Annotated in this window: 17 protein-coding genes; 2 read left to right on the top strand and 15 right to left on the bottom strand. The window is 50.7% G+C overall.

The genetic code is table 11. From position 1 onward, the window contains the following. Positions 1-2: 2 nt before the first annotated feature. The 15 genes from rnhB to rpsB form a co-directional block, all read right to left on the bottom strand. A complete protein-coding gene (gene rnhB / locus FT643_RS11395; RefSeq protein WP_156871531.1) occupies positions 3-593 on the bottom strand; it encodes a ribonuclease HII in 591 nt (196 codons plus the stop codon). 57 nt (positions 594-650) lie between these two features. After that, complete coding sequence (gene lpxB / locus FT643_RS11390; RefSeq protein WP_317622009.1) at positions 651-1,841, bottom strand: lipid-A-disaccharide synthase; 1,191 nt, start codon at positions 1,839-1,841, stop codon at positions 651-653. Between the two features lie 14 nt (positions 1,842-1,855). Further along, entirely contained in the window at positions 1,856-2,623 is a 768-nt protein-coding gene (lpxA, locus tag FT643_RS11385; RefSeq protein WP_156871530.1) for an acyl-ACP--UDP-N-acetylglucosamine O-acyltransferase, read from the bottom strand. 1 nt (position 2,624) lies between these two features. Beyond that, positions 2,625-3,062, bottom strand: a complete 438-nt coding sequence (gene fabZ / locus FT643_RS11380) for a 3-hydroxyacyl-ACP dehydratase FabZ (protein ID WP_156871529.1) — start codon at positions 3,060-3,062, stop codon at positions 2,625-2,627. Positions 3,063-3,153: 91 nt separating this feature from the next. After that, positions 3,154-4,194 carry a UDP-3-O-(3-hydroxymyristoyl)glucosamine N-acyltransferase gene (lpxD, locus tag FT643_RS11375; protein ID WP_411267811.1) on the bottom strand — a complete coding sequence of 347 codons (1,041 nt, stop codon included), beginning with the start codon at positions 4,192-4,194 and terminating at the stop codon, positions 3,154-3,156. Between the two features lie 19 nt (positions 4,195-4,213). Continuing rightward, entirely contained in the window at positions 4,214-4,720 is a 507-nt protein-coding gene (locus FT643_RS11370; RefSeq protein ID WP_156871527.1) for an OmpH/Skp family outer membrane protein, read from the bottom strand. A 27-nt stretch (positions 4,721-4,747) separates the two neighbouring features. Further along, entirely contained in the window at positions 4,748-7,102 is a 2,355-nt protein-coding gene (gene bamA, locus FT643_RS11365) for an outer membrane protein assembly factor BamA (protein ID WP_198043498.1), read from the bottom strand. Between the two features lie 102 nt (positions 7,103-7,204). Continuing rightward, on the bottom strand, positions 7,205-8,569 hold the full coding sequence (gene rseP, locus FT643_RS11360) for an RIP metalloprotease RseP (RefSeq protein WP_156871526.1): 1,365 nt from the start codon (positions 8,567-8,569) through the stop codon (positions 7,205-7,207). Positions 8,570-8,641: 72 nt separating this feature from the next. Then, complete coding sequence (gene ispC / locus FT643_RS11355; RefSeq protein WP_156871525.1) at positions 8,642-9,832, bottom strand: 1-deoxy-D-xylulose-5-phosphate reductoisomerase; 1,191 nt, start codon at positions 9,830-9,832, stop codon at positions 8,642-8,644. 16 nt (positions 9,833-9,848) lie between these two features. Next, complete coding sequence (locus tag FT643_RS11350; RefSeq protein WP_156871524.1) at positions 9,849-10,658, bottom strand: phosphatidate cytidylyltransferase; 810 nt, start codon at positions 10,656-10,658, stop codon at positions 9,849-9,851. A 1-nt stretch (position 10,659) separates the two neighbouring features. Further along, positions 10,660-11,427, bottom strand: a complete 768-nt coding sequence (gene uppS, locus FT643_RS11345; protein WP_317622007.1) for a polyprenyl diphosphate synthase — start codon at positions 11,425-11,427, stop codon at positions 10,660-10,662. Positions 11,428-11,487: 60 nt separating this feature from the next. Continuing rightward, positions 11,488-12,045, bottom strand: a complete 558-nt coding sequence (gene frr, locus FT643_RS11340) for a ribosome recycling factor (protein WP_317622006.1) — start codon at positions 12,043-12,045, stop codon at positions 11,488-11,490. A 5-nt stretch (positions 12,046-12,050) separates the two neighbouring features. Beyond that, positions 12,051-12,782, bottom strand: a complete 732-nt coding sequence (pyrH, locus tag FT643_RS11335; RefSeq protein ID WP_156871523.1) for a UMP kinase — start codon at positions 12,780-12,782, stop codon at positions 12,051-12,053. A gap of 149 nt (positions 12,783-12,931) precedes the next feature. Further along, a complete protein-coding gene (gene tsf / locus FT643_RS11330) occupies positions 12,932-13,816 on the bottom strand; it encodes a translation elongation factor Ts (RefSeq protein ID WP_156871522.1) in 885 nt (294 codons plus the stop codon). A 152-nt stretch (positions 13,817-13,968) separates the two neighbouring features. Continuing rightward, a complete protein-coding gene (gene rpsB / locus FT643_RS11325) occupies positions 13,969-14,742 on the bottom strand; it encodes a 30S ribosomal protein S2 (protein WP_156871521.1) in 774 nt (257 codons plus the stop codon). A gap of 339 nt (positions 14,743-15,081) precedes the next feature. Here rpsB and map point away from each other — a divergent pair, with 339 nt between their 5' ends. After that, the gene (map, locus tag FT643_RS11320; protein WP_156871520.1) at positions 15,082-15,855 is read left to right on the top strand and encodes a type I methionyl aminopeptidase; all 774 of its coding nucleotides are present in this window, start codon (positions 15,082-15,084) and stop codon (positions 15,853-15,855) included. A gap of 9 nt (positions 15,856-15,864) precedes the next feature. Continuing rightward, the gene (locus FT643_RS11315) at positions 15,865-18,561 is read left to right on the top strand and encodes a [protein-PII] uridylyltransferase (protein ID WP_156871519.1); all 2,697 of its coding nucleotides are present in this window, start codon (positions 15,865-15,867) and stop codon (positions 18,559-18,561) included.

Below are 18,561 nucleotides of genomic sequence, written 5' to 3'. Positions count from 1 at the left end.
TCTTAACCTAATAGTGCTGCTACCGGTCCGAAGCTCCGGCGATGTATCTCGGACGGTCCCAATTCCTGTAGTGCAGTCAGATGAACCTTGGTGGGATACCCTTTATGCTGAGCCAGGCCATAGCCGGGATATCGTTTATCAAGCTCGCCCATTTCACGATCGCGGGTTACTTTTGCAATGATGGAGGCCGCACTGATACAAGGCTCCGTCAGATCCCCTTTTATGATGGCTCGGGAGGGACACGCCAACGCCGGACATCGATTACCATCGACCAAGGCGAATTCGGCCTGGGGCGTCAGCTGCTCTACCGCCCTGCTCATCGCTAACATACTGGCATGGAGAATATTAAGCTGGTCGATTTCATCGACTTCGGCACGACCGATCGCCCAGGCCAACGACTGCTCCATGATAATATCAAATAAGGTATTGCGTTTTTTTTCAGTGAGCTTTTTGGAATCGGTTAAACCGGCAATCGGTCTGGCCGGATCCAATATCACCGCCGCTGCGACTACCGCGCCCGCTAAAGGCCCCCTGCCGACCTCGTCCACTCCGGCAATCAGTTGTCCATCGTAAAAACTCAATTCAGATTGCATCGTTGTCCCCTGTTACTGTACGCCGAAAACGCAGCTGTTTAATTGGTTAATTACTTGCTAACCGGCCTGCTCTTGAATTAGCTCGGCGATGGCCTCAGCGGCTTTCTCGTTGGCGTTAGTATTAAGCTGTTCATGAATCTGGGTAAAACGGCGGCGCATCTGATCGCAACGGGAATGATCGTACATTAACTGAAACAGTGCTTTTGCCAAGGCTTCCGGTGTCGCTTCGTCTTGCAGAAACTCAGGAACGATTTCTTCCTGGGCTAACAAATTCGGCAACGCAATGAACTTCGTTTTAACCAGTGGCGAAAAGAGCGCGTGAGTGATCACGCCCCAACGATAAGCCACTATCATCGGGCACTTCAACAACATCGCCTCCAGGGTAATCGTGCCGGATGTTGCCAATACAAAATCACTGCCTGCCAACACTTCGCGGGCATGACCATCCACCAGTTGAACGGGCATATCTTCACCGTAATGATTGAGCACCGTTTCGAATTGTTCGCGGCGCTGTGCTGAGGACAGCGGCACGATAAATTTTATATCCGGTTCCATCTTCTTAATGATGCTCATGGTTTCCAGAAACAGGGGCGCCATAAATTTAAGCTCCCCGCCACGGCTACCTGGCAATACGGCTATGACTTTTTCGCTCTGGTTGTAACCCCAAAAGCGTTTTGCTTTTTGGTGATCAATTTGCGGATCAATCGCGGTCGCAAAGGGATGACCGACGAATTTACAGGGGACTGAATATTGCTTATAGAAATCTTCTTCGAAGGGCAGCAAAGTCAACATAAGGTCAATATCACGACGGATTTTAATCACTCTTTTCTGACGCCATGCCCACACCGTCGGACTCACGTAGTGTACCGTATGAACGCCCTGTCGCTTCAGATAGCCCGCCAATGGCAAATTAAAATCCGGGGAATCAATACCGATAAACAGATCGATAGGCTGCTCCAGAAAACGCCGCTTCAAGGTCTTGCGGATATCAAGCAGCTCTCGCAATCGCCCCAATACTGCAAAGATACCCATGACACTCAACCGTTCCATGGAAAACCAGCTTTCGCAGCCAGCTGCAATCATCGCGGGACCGCCGATACCCACAAAACGCACGCCGGGGAATTTTTGTTTCAGTACCGCTATAAGCCCTGCTCCCAGCAAATCACCCGACATTTCCCCAGCAACAATACCGATGGTCAACGACTTCGGAGCCGATGGTTGTCTCGCTTCGGAATTAAGGTCGGACACATCAGCCCCCAGTTTTAGCGGACTATGCCACGTTCGGATGACTTGATGGATTCGATAAATAACTGCAGGAGGTCGTCATGGGGCAAGGCTTCGAGCTGCAATATCGCCTGTTCCAGCCGTTGCCCGCGCATGTACACGGTTTTATAGGCTTCACGCAGAACCCGTATCGATTCTTTCGGAAACCCGCGTCGCCGCATACCCTCAAAATTCATACCGGACGGTTTGGCAGGATTACCGATGGCCATGACGAAAGCGGGCACATCTTTGCCCGTTAGCGTGCCTAAACCCAGCATACTGTAGGCCCCGATACGACAGAATTGATGCACGCCGGCAAAACCAGCCAAAATCACATCGTGTGCAACATGGACGTGCCCGGCAACAGAGGCGTTATTGGCAAAAATATTATTGTCTCCGATTCGGCAATCGTGGGCCACATGGGTATACGCCATGAAAAGATTACCGCTGCCGATCTGAGTGATACCTTCGTCCTGAATGGTACCCCGGTGAATGGTGCAGCTTTCCCGGATCTGGTTATCATCCCCGATTTCCAGGGTAGTGGGTTCACCCTTGTACTTTTTATCCTGGCAGTCTTCCCCAACCGAAGCGAACTGAAAGATTCGGTTTCGCTTACCTATCTTTGTCGGCCCCTTTATACACACATGGGAATGCACGACGGTACCCGCGCCGATTTCCACGCCGGGGCCTATATAGGTAAACGGACCCACTTCTACATCTGAAGCCAGATTCGCTTTAGGGTCGACAACTGCTTGAGGATGGATCAATCTATAAATCCTTTTCAGCACACGTAATTTCAGCACTGGCTACTTCGACATCATCCACCATCGCCACTGCCAGGAATTTCCAAATAGTGCGCTTGTGGCCTTTAATGGTAGCCCTGATTTTTAACTGGTCACCCGGTAAGACAACCCGGCGAAATTTTGCATTATCCACACCGGCTACCACGTAGGCTTTATTTTCCGTAGCTTTGCTACCCATGGTTTTAAAAGCTAATAAACCTGCCGTCTGCGCCATGGCTTCGATAATCAGGACGCCCGGAAATATAGGGTTGCCCGGAAAGTGCCCTTGAAACATCGGCTCGTTATTGGATATGCCTCTAACGGCCAGAATATATTCCCCTTCCACCAGTTCTAAGACTTTGTCTACTTGCAGAAAAGGGGCCCGGTGGGGAAGGATTGATTGGATTTCGTTTAAATTCATCATAGTTCAATAGTTGGAATTTATCTCATTTTAAATCACTAGCTTAGGGACAATCCAGAAACAAATCACCGCATTAAACGTAACATGATATAAATCAATCAGGCGATTGATCACGGCCCTGAATCTGCTTTTCGAGTTTTTGAATCCTGCGTGCCATTTCATCCAGCTGCCGGAACCGGGCGGCATTTTTACGCCACACACCGGTCTTGGACATTGCTGTTCCCGATGAATATGACCCCGGTTCTGTAATGCTTTTAGTAATAGCGCTCCGCATGGTGAGATGTACACGATCTGCAATCTCAAGGTGCCCGGCAATGCCAACCGCACCGGCAATAGTACAGTATTTTCCGATGCGGGTGCTGCCTGCAATGCCGGTACAACCAGCGATTGCGGTACCCTCCCCGATTTCGACATTGTGCGCGATCTGGATTTGGTTATCGAGTATGACGCCGTTACCAATCAGGGTGTCCTGGATCGCTCCACGGTCTATCGTGGTATTCGCGCCCACTTCCACATCGTTACCGATGGCGACACCGCCAAGCTGAGCAATTTTCACCCAGCGACCCTGTTCATTGGCAAACCCGAACCCATCGGCGCCAACCACCACGCCACTGTGAAATCGGCAGCGGTCACCGACACGGACGTTATGATAAAAGGTCACGTTCGCGTGGAGCACACAATCGTTTCCGATTTTTGACTGGGCCCCGATGACGCAGCCGGAGCCGACCTCAACGTTTGCGCCCAATCTACACCCGGATTCCAAAACGGAATGTGCGCCAATACGGCATCCTTCACCTAACTCGACATCATCGGCAACCCATGCTGTCGGATGCACACCGGCGGAAGGTTGTGGACGCCGGTCAAACAGGTGTGACGCAGTGGCGTAGACCAGATACGGGCTCTCCGTGACCAATGCTGACACCGGGCATTCGTCTGCCATGGCGGGGTGCAGTATCACCGCGGTTGCCCCGGTCGACTGTAATTGGGTTTTATAAAGGGGATTGGATAGAAATGTGAGGTCACCGGGTCCGGCTTGCCCAAGCGTAGCAACCCGTGACACTTCATGGCAGGCATTCCCCAGCAGCTCTACTCCCAGATACTGAGCCAGCTCAGTCAGATTCCAAGCCGTTTTCACCACGGGCAATAACCTCTCGCTATTTTGAATTCATCTTTTTAATAACCTGATCGGTTATATCGTATTCCGGCGTCACGATCATCAAAGCTTCTCTACGCAGCACGATATCAAACTTTTGCTCATCCAACACCGCTTTTGCAGCTGCTTCAAAGTCCTTTGACAGATCTTTAAAAATTTGTTGCTGAGCCGCTTGCACGTCTTTCTGCAGTTTGGTCACCTTAAATTCAAATTCGCTGCCAATATCAGACAACTCTTTCTGAATTTTGCTTTTTTCGTCTTTCGCCATCACTGCGCTGTCTTTCTTGTAACGCTCTTCAATGGCCGCGCCTTTTTTCTGCAGCGCTTCGATTGCTGCCTTATCCGAGGAAAAATTATCTTCCAGGGCGGCGGCTCTTTTGCGACCTTCATCGGATTCAATAATAGCACGCCGGGTATCGAGCACCGCGATTTTAGGAGAATCTGCAGCAACCGCGACCTGCGACAAAAGCGCAACCAACACCACCAATGTAATTTTAATTTTATTCACTTTCTAACCTCGTCACTTTTCTAAACGTTAAAATGGCTGCCCAAGTGAGAACTGGAACGTTTGCACGTCGTCGCCCTCCTGATCGTTAAACGCTTTGGACAAACTGAAAGACAGCGGACCGATTCCTGTTATCCAGGACAAAGCGATACCGGCAGACATGCGCAATTGATCGAACTCAAACTCATATTCTTCACGATGCGTATCAAAAACGTTACCTGCGTCAATAAAGAACATAGTGCGGAATGAACGTGAGTCTTTCACGAACGGCATTGGAAAAATGAATTCCGCGCTACCTTCCGTCAGCAAATTACCACCGATCGCTCTGGCTGTACCGAAATCATAGGGGGACTGCGTCTCGCGTGGTCCCAATGAGCGGTCCTCATAACCCCGGATCGAGCCGAAGCCACCAGCATAATAATTATCATAAAACGGTATCTGATCTGCATTACCGAAACCGTTACCGAATCCAATTTCGGTGCGCAGCCGGAAAGTCCAATCGTTGCTGATCGGGAAGTACTTCTGCGCCTGATAGGTAAGCCGGTAATACTCCAGATCACTGCCAGGCGATGTCACGGTGGCAGAAAGTGAGTGGGATGATCCGCGGGTCGCAAAAACCCCTCTGTTCAGTGTACTAATCGACCAGCCGGCCGTTAATGGGAAATTCAGGAATTCCTTGGATTGCGTGGTCTCGCCGTTAAAACGGTAGTCCCTCAGATCGTATCCAACCAACTCCCACACCTGTATCGGCGACTGCTGACTCGCATAAACAGTAACATTTTCAAAGCCAACACCAAAATTGATTCGTGAAATGTCGCTAGTGGGGTAACTAAAGTTGATATTTCCTCCCAAGCGATCCGACGCCCAGTTGGAAATAATATCGTTACTGTCAATTTCCGTTTCCTGATAAAACAGGGAATAACCACGGGATACGCCATCAATGGTGTAATACGGATCCATAAACGAGAAGCTTACCGTGTTACGGATATCACTTCGGTTAGCCGCGATGGATACCCGATTGCCGGTGCCCAGGAAATTACTTTGGGACAGGTTCGCGCCGAACACAAAGCCGGTACCCTGCTGATAGCCGACACTGGCACCGATCGAACCGGAGGGCTGTTCTTCGACCGTGTAATTGACGTCGACCTGGTCATCTTCACCGGGAACCCGGGGTGTTTCTATGGTCACCCCTTTAAAGAAGCCCAGGCGCTCAAGTCGTACTTTGGAGTTTTCGATCAACTGTCCGGAGGCCCACGCTCCTTCCATTTGTCGCATTTCCCGGCGCAATACTTCATCCCGGGTCTTCATGTTGCCGAAAAAATTAATCCTGCGCACATACACCCGGGTTCCGGCGTCCACATAAAAGGTAATGTCCACCGTGTTATCGCCCTTTTCGGATAAAGACGGCACACCATTCACATTGGCAAACGTGTAGCCTTCGTTACCCAACCGCTTGGATATCAATTCATTTGAAGTCGTGACCAAGCGTCGTGAAAAAGTTTGTCCCGGTTTCAATAATATCAAACGTCGCAAATCGGCTTCCGGCACTTTCAGGTCACCGGTGATTCTGACCTCATTCACGGTGTGACGCTCACCCTCAGAGATATTAACCGTAATATACACCTCTGATTTTTGCGGAGTTACCGATACCTGCGTCGATTCCACGCGGAAATTGACGTAGCCGCGATCCTGGTAATACGAAGTTAACTTCTCAAGGTCGCCAGACAGTTTCTCCCTGGAGTATTTATCGTCGCCTTTAAAGAAAGAAAACATATGGGATTTTTTCAATTCGAATTCTTCCACCAACTCTTCATCTGTGAAGACGGTGTTGCCAACAATATCGACGCCGGAGATGGTCGCGACGTCACCTTCCTTTATCTTGATATTGATTGCCACCCGATTGCGCGGCAAAGGCTTTACTTCAGGCTCGACTCTCGCACCATAACGGCCCTGTGCAATGTACTGGCGCTCCAGTTCCACTTTAAGCTTATCCAGGGTCGCCCGCTGAAATACGCTGCCCTCACTCAGACCCGCCTGAGACAAGCCTTCCATCAGGTTTTCGGTTTCGATCGATTTATTGCCATCCAGTTCGATACTGCTGATCGAAGGACGTTCACTCACCTGCACGATCAGCACATCGTCATCTTCAAACAGAGTAAGATCCTGAAAGTTTCCGGTTTTGAACAGAATCCGCGTGGAGCGGGCCAACGCAGCGGCATCCACTTCATCACCCACCTGCAGCGGCAGCACATTGAAAACGGCCCCAGCGGAAATGCGCTGTAAGCCCTCAATTCGTATATCTTTTATTTTGAATGAGTCAGCCACCGCCATGTTCGTGGTAAGACAGCTCAAACACAACAGCACTAAGGCAGCAAATCGATTCATTTAACGTTCAAATCCGCAGGAATGTAAATCAGGTACAAAAGAGGTCAAAGTCAGTCCAAATCTGTCATTAGAGTATTGAGGTCTTAAAAAGCGTCCTGCTTCTTACAGCCCCATAATATCGTTATAAAAAGCGAGGCCCATAAACATCACCAACAGGCTTAACCCCAGGCCATTTCCGATCGCTTGAACTTTTTCGGAAACCGGGCTTCCTTTCACCATTTCGACCAGATAGAACATCAAATGGCCACCATCCAACACCGGAATGGGCAGCAAATTTAACACCCCCAGACTGATACTTAAATAGGCCATGAAGCTGAAAAAGGCTTCGAAGCCATAACTGGCACTATCGCCCGCGACTTTGGCGATGGTAATGGGACCACTTAAATTCTCCAAAGAGATCATTCCGGTGATCATTTTCTCAATGGACATCAACGTCAGGGTTATTCTGGACCAGGCATACGCTACCGACTTGGGTAGCGCCTCTAGCGGGCCATATTGACGATCACGCAGCATAAAGTCCGGATATTTGCTTAACTCTTCAGGCAGATGAGCCCCGATTTGTCCGATGTGTTCGTCATTTGGCCCGACAATTTCATCCGGCACGATGGGCATTGTAATCTGACTGCCGTTACGATCGATCAATAAGTTCATTTCGGTGCCGGGGTTGGCACGAATCAGAGTGACCCACTCTTCCCAGGTGTTGATCGGAACCCCATTGATTTCCAATACCCGGTCACCACTCTGCAAACCCTGCCGCTGAGCCGCCTTGTCGGGGACCAGCTCACCCAGCACTGGCGGTACTTCCGGAAAATAGGGGTCCATACCCAACAGTTTCATTGGATGTATTTTTTCCTGACCCTGCATCCAGTTCTGAATTTCAACCACCCGCTCAACGGTTGCGGTACTGTTTTCCGGGCGCACGGTAAATCGGACCTCGGCGTTTTCGCCGATCAGCGACACCATCGCCATGGTTACGTCTTCCCAACTTTCCGTATCCTTCCCGTCCACCTGCAGAATTTCATCCATCGAATGAAAACCAGCACTGGCAGCCTGGCTTTGAGGCTCAACTTTGCCCACATAGGGCGCAAGCGAGGTCACTCCGGAAACAAACAGAATCCAGTACAGAAGAACGGCAAAGACGAGATTGACCAGGGGGCCGGCGGAAACGATAGCAAATCGCTGGAATACGCTTTTATGAATGAAAGCCATGCTTTTCTGGTGTTCCGGTACGTCACTTCCCGGCTCTCCCAGCATTTTGACGAAGCCTCCCAAAGGAAGGGAGGCAATGACGAACTCGGTCCCGTGCTTATCTTTCCATTTGAGCAGCGGGTTTCCGAAACCGATAGAAAATTTCAATACCCGGACGCCACACCGTCGCGCCACCCAAAAATGGCCGTATTCATGCACAAAAATCAGCAGCCCCAGGGTGATTACAAAAGCGAGTATGGTTTGGAGAATATCGAACAAATTAGCCTCTTCTTATTGTCGGTTTCACACGCATATACAGTGGGTATCATTGATAGATTTGACGCTGTTTCTTTAGACAGAGAGCCTCTGAAGAAATTCCCGGGCCAGCGCACGAGCTTCGGCATCCGCACCCAGAATAGTATCAATATCCACTGCATCCACCAATCTAACTGTTTCCAATACCTGCTCAATCACCTCAGGAATTGAGGAAAAGCGGGTTTTACCCTCAAGAAATGCTTGCACAACGATTTCGTTCGCTGCATTAAGTACGACCGAAGCCGTTTTGCCTTCCTGCATTACTGCTTTGGCTAATTTTAAACAGGGAAACCGCACCGGGTCAGGTGCCTGAAAATCCAGGCGGGCTACTTTAACCAAATCCAGCAGCGATACGCCTGATTCAATCCGTTCAGGCCATCCCAGGCCATAAGCGATAGGCGTCCGCATATCGGGGTTACCCATTTGGGCCAGTACAGAGCCATCCACATACTCGACCATGCTATGAATCACGCTTTGCGGATGCACCACCACATCGATTTGGTCTGGGTTGGCATTGAATAACCAGCAGGCTTCTATAAATTCCAACCCCTTGTTCATCATGGTAGCGGAATCGACTGAAATTTTACGTCCCATTGACCAATTCGGGTGGGCGCAAGCCTGGTCCGGTGTTACACGCTCAAAATCCTGCAGCGGTAACTCACGAAATGGACCGCCGGAACCGGTCAGCAAAATCCGAGAAACCCCGGAACCAGCCAAACCGCGACTAAAGTCCAGCGGCATACATTGATAAATGGCATTGTGCTCGCTATCAATTGGCAGTAACTCAGCGCCGCTACCGGCCACCTCGGCCATAAAAATCTGGCCACTCATCACCAGCGCTTCTTTATTAGCCAACAACACGCGCTTACCGGACTTTACCGCGGCCAATGTAGGCAAAAGCCCCGCAGCACCCACAATCGCGGCCATCACCATGTGGCACTGCGGATGTTCAGACACTTCGATCAAGCCGGCCTCGCCGTATAACACCTCGGTCTCAGACCCGGTCATACGTAATCGGTTCCGCAGATCTGCCGCCCGCTCTTCATCCCGCATCACCGCGTAACGTGGAGCGGTTGCCATCACCTGCGCAAACAAATCATCCACACTGGTGTTGGCCGTAAGCGCAAACACGCTATAGCGGTCGGGGTGCCGTTGTATAACATCGAGTGTATTTACCCCGATGGAGCCTGTGCTGCCCAGCACGGTAATCAACTTTATCTCGGACATTTAAAGACTCAACCTGTTAATGGAACGCTCCCAACAGCAACATTCCACCCGCGAACAACGGGATTGCAGCTGTGATGCTATCAATTCGATCCAGCACCCCACCATGCCCCGGCAGGATCTGACTACTGTCTTTTATGCCACGATGGCGCTTAAACATGCTTTCTGCCAAATCACCATATACCGATCCGATAACGGACACCATACTGACCATGAGGAAACCCATCAACCCGACATTCTGTAATACCGGGGATTTCAGGGCGACCCATATCGAGATGATCAAGGTCAGGGCTAACCCTCCGATCAAACCTTCTATTGTCTTTCCCGGGCTGACATCGGGCGCCAGTTTCCGTTTTCCGAACGCGCGGCCAGCGAAATAGGCTCCGGTATCCGCGCCCCATACCAGCAGCAGGGCATACAGTAACCACCAAGCCCCCCCTTCCTGGCGGTGTAGCACCACCAGCCCCCACCACGCCGGCAGGAACAGCAACACACCGATCAGCCCTGTCACCGCAATGGGTGACCAGAGTTCGGTTTTGCGGGGGTAGGCACTCACCAGAACAATGGCGGTGACCCACCAGAACAGGCTCGCCAACAGAATAAAATCGGCATGCAACCAATAAACCAGGCCCAGGGACAAACCGATAAAAAGCGCGTACCCCAGGCGCTGGGCGGATTCTTTAAGGCCCATAATGTTAGCCCACTCCCAGCCACCCACCACGACCGGAGCGACCATAGCCAGCGCGAACCAAGGGGTGCTTAAATAAAAAATTGCCCCTAGAACCAGGGGCAATAATACCAGTGCGGTTGCGATCCGTTGCTTTAACATATTATTGCTGACTAGCCTCTACTTGCTCGCTGGTGCGACCGAATCGTCGCTGGCGGCCATTATAGTCCGCAATGGCTTTTTCAAGCGCAGATTGATCGAAGTCTGGCCAAAGCAACTCGGTAAAGTAGAATTCGGCATAGGCTATCTGCCACAACAGGAAATTGCTGATGCGTTGCTCACCGCCGGTACGGATACACAGATCCGGCAACGGCAAATCGCCCAACGACATATGCGACTGCAACAACTCAGGGCCAATGTTCTTTGCAGAGAGGCGACCGTCCTGCACCAGCACAGCCAGCTGTTTGCAAGCATTTGTAATATCCCAGTGACCACCGTAATTCACCGCCACGGCGAATACCATACCGGTATTCTTTTCGGTCAGACGCACCGCCTCCAGCATTTTAGCCTGTAACTCAGAGCTGAAGGCCGATAAATCACCGATGAAGCGCAGGCGAATGCCATTCTGATGCAGATCCGGCACTTCATCTGCTAATGCCTCCAGAAACAAATTCATCAATGCAGAAACTTCGGCTTCCGGGCGACGCCAGTTTTCACTACTGAAAGCATAAACCGTCAGCACGTCGACACCCAGACGGGCACAATTTTCTACAGTCGCCCTGACCGCCCGCGCACCTTCTCGGTGCCCTTCGGCTCCCTGCAAACCCCGACTTTTGGCCCAACGATTATTGCCATCCATAATGATGGCGATGTGGCGAGGCACAGACCCTGCCCCGTTATCAATATCTGGCGCTGAAGAGTGTGATTTCACAATGTCTCTCTGGCGTAAAAACGGGGCCGTAGCCCCGTAGGTGTATTTCCGGCAGACGCCTTAAACTTCCATTAGATCCGCTTCTTTTTGCTTCAGCATTTCTTCAATCAGGGCGACGTACTTGTCGGTCAGCTTCTGGATTTCATCCTGACCCTTACGCTCTTCGTCTTCACTGATTTCTTTTTCTTTGAGCAGATCTTTCAATGTGCTGTTCGCATCACGGCGGATATTACGTACCGAAACCCGTCCCTGTTCGGCTTCAGCCTTACAGATTTTAGTCATCTCTTTACGGGTTTGCTCGGTCAGCGGTGGCATCGGTACGCGGATGAAATCGCCATTGCTGCTCGGATTCAAACCCAGATCCGCTTTCATGATGGCTTTTTCAATATCGGGTATCAGGTGCCGTTCCCAGGCGCTGATAGCCAGGGTTCTGCCATCTTCGATAGTGACGTTGGCGACCTGCTTCAACGGCGTGGGTGTACCGTAATAAGGCACCATGACACTATCGAGAATGCTCGGATGAGCGCGGCCGGTACGAACTTTCTTGAAAGCAGTCTCGAGTGCTTCCAAAGACTTCTTCATGCGGGTTTCTGCATCTTTCTTGATGTCGTTAATCACGGACTCTATCCCTTATCTATTATGGTTCCGTCTTTACCGCCGAGCGTTACCGCCAGCAGCGAACCAGGCTGGTTCATATTGAATACCCGGACCGGCATGTTGTGATCCCTGCATAAGCAGATCGCAGTCAGGTCCATTACGCCCAGTTTCTTTTCCAGAACATCGTCATAGGTTAAATGGTTGTATTTTACCGCTTCCGGGTTCAGCACCGGGTCGGAGTCGTAGACGCCGTCCACTTTGGTTGCCTTAAAGACCGCATCGGCTTCTACTTCAATGCCGCGCAGACAGGCTGCGGAATCGGTGGTAAAGAACGGGTTGCCGGTGCCTGCAGCAAATATGACTACATCACCGTTACCCAACAATCGCATACTGCGGCGGCGGTCATAATGCTCGACCACGCCGCTCATCTGAATCGCTGACATCAGCGTGGTGGAAATATTGGCGCGCTCCAGTGAATCCCGCAAGGCAAGGCCATTCATTACCGTGGCCAGCATACCCATGTGATCACCGGTAACCCGGTCAAGCCCGGTTTTTTGCAGTGCCGCGCCGCGAAATAAATTACCTCCGCCGACAACCAGACCAACTTCAACACCAATCCCCCTTAACTGACCTATCTCTAGCGACATCCGGTCGAGGACATTGGGGTCAATACCGAATTCCATCTCACCCATCAGGGCTTCGCCGCTTAGCTTTAACAATATACGCTTATACTTGGGAGTACGATCAGACGCTGGCATTAAAAACTCCAATTGAAACAGTGATTAAGGGCTCGTCAAAACCACTTGCCCTTGCCCCTTTACAAAAGCTGCCCCTAACAAAAGGCACCCATGGTGCTGCATAATACCGAGCAGGTATCGTGCAGTCCATGGGTGCCTTAAAAAGAGATTTACTGTCCGCGAGCTTGTGCCATTACTTCACTGGCAAAATCCACTTCTTCTTTCTCGATGCCTTCACCGGCTTCAATGCGGATGAAACCCGCCACTTCAGCGCCTGCGCCCTTAACCAGCTTGCCCACTGTGGTATCGGGGTCCTTAACAAAAGGCTGATCCACCAAGCTCACTTCCTTGAGGAATTTATTAACGCGGCCTTCCACCATTTTCGCAACGATCTCAGCGGGCTTACCGCTATCCGCTGCTTGCGCGCTATAAATCTCACGTTCTTTGTCCAAAGTCGCCTGATCTACCTGACTCGGGTCCACTACCAACGGGTTAGCAGCAGCCACGTGCATGGCGACATCTTTACCCAATTCGTCGTTGCCGCCTTTCAGCGAGACCAGAACACCGATCTTACCGCTGTGAACGTATGCGGAGACCAAACCATCGCTGGCGTCCAGCGTGTAAGCACGACGCACCTGAATGTTCTCGCCAATTTTCTGAACCAAAGCGGAACGCGCCGTTTCTATGGATTCCCCGCCCTCGGTGTAAGGTGCTTGCAATAACTTTTCAATATCCGTTTCTTTGGTTGCCAGAACCTGGGCCGCAACCTGATTGGCGAAGTTAAGAAAGTTATCATCGCGAGCCACGAAATCGGTTTCACTGTTTACTTCCAGCAGTATGCCGGTTTTTGCGTCGTCAGACACTTTGGCGATCACAATGCCTTCTGCAGCGGTACGGCCCGCTTTCTTGGCCGCTTTGGCTTGTCCGGATTTACGTAAATTATCAATTGCCAGATCAATGTCACCTTCGGTTTCAACCAGGGCTTTTTTACATTCCATCATGCCCAAGCCGGTGCGCTCACGTAGTTCTTTTACCTGTGCAGCAGTCACAGCCATGAGAATATCCTCTTACCAATTTTATGAATGGGTGGTATTTGAAATTGCGCTAATACTGATTTGCTTTTGAAAAAGGGGGCCTGGCCCCCTTTTGTACCTAACCTGCACTGAACGTTCTGCTTAAGAACGTTATAACGCTGTTATGTGACGGCTTACTTAGTGGCAGCGGCGGCGGCTTCACCACCTTCAGCCACTTCTACAAAGCCGTCGGCTTCAACCGGAGCAGAACCGGTCGTTTTCGCGTATTCAGCTCCGTCCAGACAAGCGTCAGCTATGGATTCAACATAGAGCTGAATCGCTTTGATAGCGTCGTCATTTCCGGGAATGACATAGTCTATGCCATCCGGATTGCTGTTGGTATCAACGATGCCGATAACCGGAATACCCAGCTTATTGGCTTCGGTCACCGCAATGCGCTCATGATCAACGTCGATTACAAACAAGGCGTCGGGCAGGCCGCCCATATCCTTGATACCGCCCAGGCTGCGCTCCAGTTTTTCCATTTCACGGGTGCGCATCAAGGCTTCTTTCTTGGTCAACTTATCGAAGGTGCCGTCCTGGCTTTGCGCTTCCAGGTCTTTCAGTCGGCGAATGGACTGGCGAATGGTCTTCCAGTTGGTCAACATGCCACCTAACCAGCGATGGTTAACGTAGGGCATGCCGGCACGGCGCGCCTGCTCCTGGATGATTTTGCTGGCAGCACGCTTGGTGCCGACGAACAGGATTTTGTTTTTGTGGGACGTCTGCTTATTGATGAACGTCAGGGCATCATTAAAGGCAGGAACCGTTTGTTCCAGGTTAATGATGTGAATCTTGTTACGGGCGCCGAAAATGAATTCGCCCATTTTGGGATTCCAGAAACGGGTTTGGTGACCAAAGTGAACACCAGCTTTCAACATATCGCGCATGCTGACTTGAGTTGTCATATAGACTCCTGATTTTTAACGGGTTAAGCCTCCATATACCCCATGAATCAACCTGAATGGCTATTTGCCTTGTTCAAGCACCCTGATCCATGTGTCGGTATATGTGTGGTTTATGGTTTCAATTGAGCGGCGCTTTATACCATAACCAGCCACACGGGACAACCAAAAGCCCTCATTTTGCCCAACCCAAGACCGCCATTGCCGAGCCTCCTGGCTACCCGCGGAGGCCAACAAGGGGTATATTGAACCGGATTCCCCATGTACAATACGCAGCTTTGCCAATTTCGGGCCCTTTGACCCTGGCCTAATCAACTTCCGTCTCAAAGCGATCAATCACACATGAGCATTAGTATTAAGACCCCGGAACAGATTGAAAAGATGCGCGTTGCCGGCCGCCTGGCTGCTGAAGTCCTTGAAATGATCGGGGACTATGTCAAAGCAGGTATCACCACCGCTGAGCTGGATAAGATTTGTCACGACTATATCGTGAATGAACAAAACGCGATTCCGGCGCCGCTCAATTATAAAGGCTTTCCCAAGTCCGTTTGCACCTCGGTTAATCATGTCATTTGCCATGGTATTCCCAGCGAGAAAAAAGTATTAAAGAAAGGTGACATCATTAACATCGATGTTACCGTCATCAAAGATGGCTTTCATGGCGATACCAGTAAAATGTTCTTTGTGGGTGAAGCGTCTATTCAGGCACAACGGCTAACCAAAGTGACCCAGGAGTGCTTATACCTGGGCATTAAAATGGTCAAGCCCGGCGAGAAGCTCGGCAGTATCGGCGCAGCCATTCAGCAGCACGCCGAAAGCAACCATTTTTCTGTAGTACGTGAATACTGCGGCCACGGAATCGGTGAAATATTTCACGAAGAACCTCAAGTGCTGCACTACGGCAAAGCAGACACCGGTGCCACATTAAAAGCGGGCATGACTTTCACCATCGAACCCATGATCAACGCCGGTAAACGCTATACCAAACTACTGCCGGACAAATGGACCGTTGTCACCAAAGACCATAAACTTTCAGCACAGTGGGAACACACCATTTTGGTTACGGAGAACGGATACGAAGTGCTGACTTTGCGATCAGAAGAGACCGGGCTGTAAACTGCCGACATGCGAACGCCACTAGTTACCGAGTTAAAACACGATAGCGAACTGTTCGACGCTGAGCGCTTTGATGCGCTGGCGCAAACCGAAGGCTCCTTAACCATGGCGTTCAAGCGAACTATGGAGCAAGCGGATGCGTTGCTGAACGAACGTTTCCTGCGCATGGAAAACATAAAGCTCATAATTCGTCGGCGCGCCTGGGTGATGGACAAGCTGTTGCAAAAACTGTGGCAGCAATTCGATTGTTCCCGCAGCCCGGACATTGCCTTACTGGCCGTGGGCGGCTACGGACGGGCCGAGCTCCATCCCCACTCCGATATTGACCTGATGATACTGCTGCGCCAGGACGACAGCGGAGCGTCCTATAAAACTGATCTGGAAACATTCCTGACGCAGATGTGGGATATCGGGCTGGAAGTAGGTCATAGCGTTCGCTCCATTAAACAAAGCAAAGAATTAGCCGCAGCCGACATCACTATCGCCACCAACTTAATGGAATCTCGCACGATCTGGGGTGACCCCGACCTTGGCAGAAAAATGCGCGAAGCCACGGGACCAGACAATATCTGGGACCCGAAAGCCTTTTTTCTGGCAAAGTGGTCAGAGCAAATTTCCCGGCATAACAAATTCAGCAATACAGAGTTCAATCTGGAACCGGACATAAAAGGGGCGCCCGGAGGCCTGCGGGATATCCAGAATATCGGCTGGGTGGCGAAGCGGTATTTCGATGCCCGGCGCATGAGTGACTTGGTCAGTAACGGCTTTCTTACCAACGAAGAATACGACATCCTTAATTCCGGGCATTTATTCTTGTGGGAAGTGCGGTATGCGCTCCACCTGATCACTGGTCGTGGCGAAAACCGGCTGTTGTTTGAGTATCAGCGTACCGTTGCTGAGATGCTTGGCTACCGGGACAGCAACGCCAATCTCGCAGTGGAAAAATTCATGAAGCGCTACTACCGTGTGGCGCTTTCCATTTCACAGCTCAATGACATGCTGTTACAGCATTTTGACGAAGCGATTGTGCGCGCCGACGAGCCTGATTCTATTGAACCGGTTAACAGGCGTTTTCAGGTGCGTAACGGCTATATAGAGGCCAAATACGACAAGCTGTTTGAACATATCCCCTCTGCTCTATTGGAGGTGTTTGTGATTCTGGCACAGAAAGAAGAAATCAAAGGTATTCGCGCTTCGACCATTCGCCTGATTCGGGATAATCGCCACCTGGTCGATGAGCACTTCCGTAACGACATCCGTAATATATCTTTTTTTATGGAATTGCTGCGCTCGCCCAATAAAATCTATACGCAGCTATACCGGATGAAGCGGTATGGCATCCTTGGTAATTACATTCCGGAATTCGGCCAGGTCATTGGCCAGATGCAGTTCGACCTCTTCCACATTTATACAGTGGATGCCCACTCCCTGCATGTGCTGCGAAACCTGCGCATGTTCCGCCATCAGGAAGTAAAAAAAGACTTCCCTATTGCCCATTACGTGGTAAGCCGGATCCCCAAGATCGAGCTGCTCTATATCGCTGGCTTGTTCCATGACCTAGCAAAAGGCCGCGGCGGTGATCATTCTGAGCTGGGGTCGGTCGATGCCTATGAGTTCTGTATTCACCACCGGCTTAGTAAATGGGATGCCAACCTGGTGTCCTGGCTGGTGGAAAACCATCTTTTGATGTCGATCACTTCTCAGAAAAAAGACGTATCCGACCCCGAAGTAATACATGAATTCGCCAGTATTGTAGAAGACTCCACCCGCCTCGATTATCTACATGCGCTTACGGTAGCGGACATATGCGCGACCAATCCGAAGCTATGGAATGGGTGGCGTTCTGCTCTGCTGCGGCAGCTTTATTCAGAGGCGCGCCGAGCATTGCGTAGGGGCCTGAAAAGACCGGGAAACCGTGAGGACTGGATTGAAGAAACCAAAGAACGGGCGCTGGCATTATTGTCGAATCGGAATTTTGATGAAGACACCGTTCTGGAATTGTGGGATCAGCTGGGTGATGACTATTTTCTGCGGGAAACATTCGCGGACGTAGCCCGCCATAGTGAAGCTATCCTGACCCGTAAGAAGCCGGAAGAACCTCTGGTGTTCATTGGCAAATCGGATGAACGCAACTTTCAGGGTGCTGCTGAACTGTTCATCTACACCAAGGATACCGCCAACCTCTTTGCGGCGACTGTGGCGGCACTGGATCAATTAAATTTAACCATTGCCGATGCTAAAATTATTACCTCCACCAATAACTTCAGTTTGGACACCTTCATCATTCTGGAAGAAAACGGCAGCCCCATCGGTGACGACCTGGCTCGCGTCAAACAGATCGAAGCCAAATTGTGTAAAGCATTAAAAGACCCGAGCAAGTTCCCTGATATTGTTCAAAAACGAATGCCAAGAGCGTTGAAAGCCTTCAACATCCCCCCTGAAGTCGTGATCAGCAATGATTTGGAACATGAGCATACGGTAATGGAGTTGGTGGCTTTGGATCGCCCCGGCCTGCTGGCTGAAGTGGGCCGCATCTTTCTTGAACACAACGTGCTGATTCACAGCGCCCGCATTGCCACGCTCGGGGAACGGGTGGAAGACGTTTTCTCCATCAGCGACGCTGATGGCAACATGATTCAGGATCTGGATTTGTGCGAACGACTAAAACAATCCATTAAAGAAAAACTCGATCATCCGGCAAAATAA

Origin of the sequence: Ketobacter sp. MCCC 1A13808 (genome assembly GCF_009746715.1) — a bacterium.
Taxonomy (GTDB): domain Bacteria; phylum Pseudomonadota; class Gammaproteobacteria; order Pseudomonadales; family Ketobacteraceae; genus Ketobacter.
This window is presented reverse-complemented; position numbering and strand designations above follow the sequence as displayed.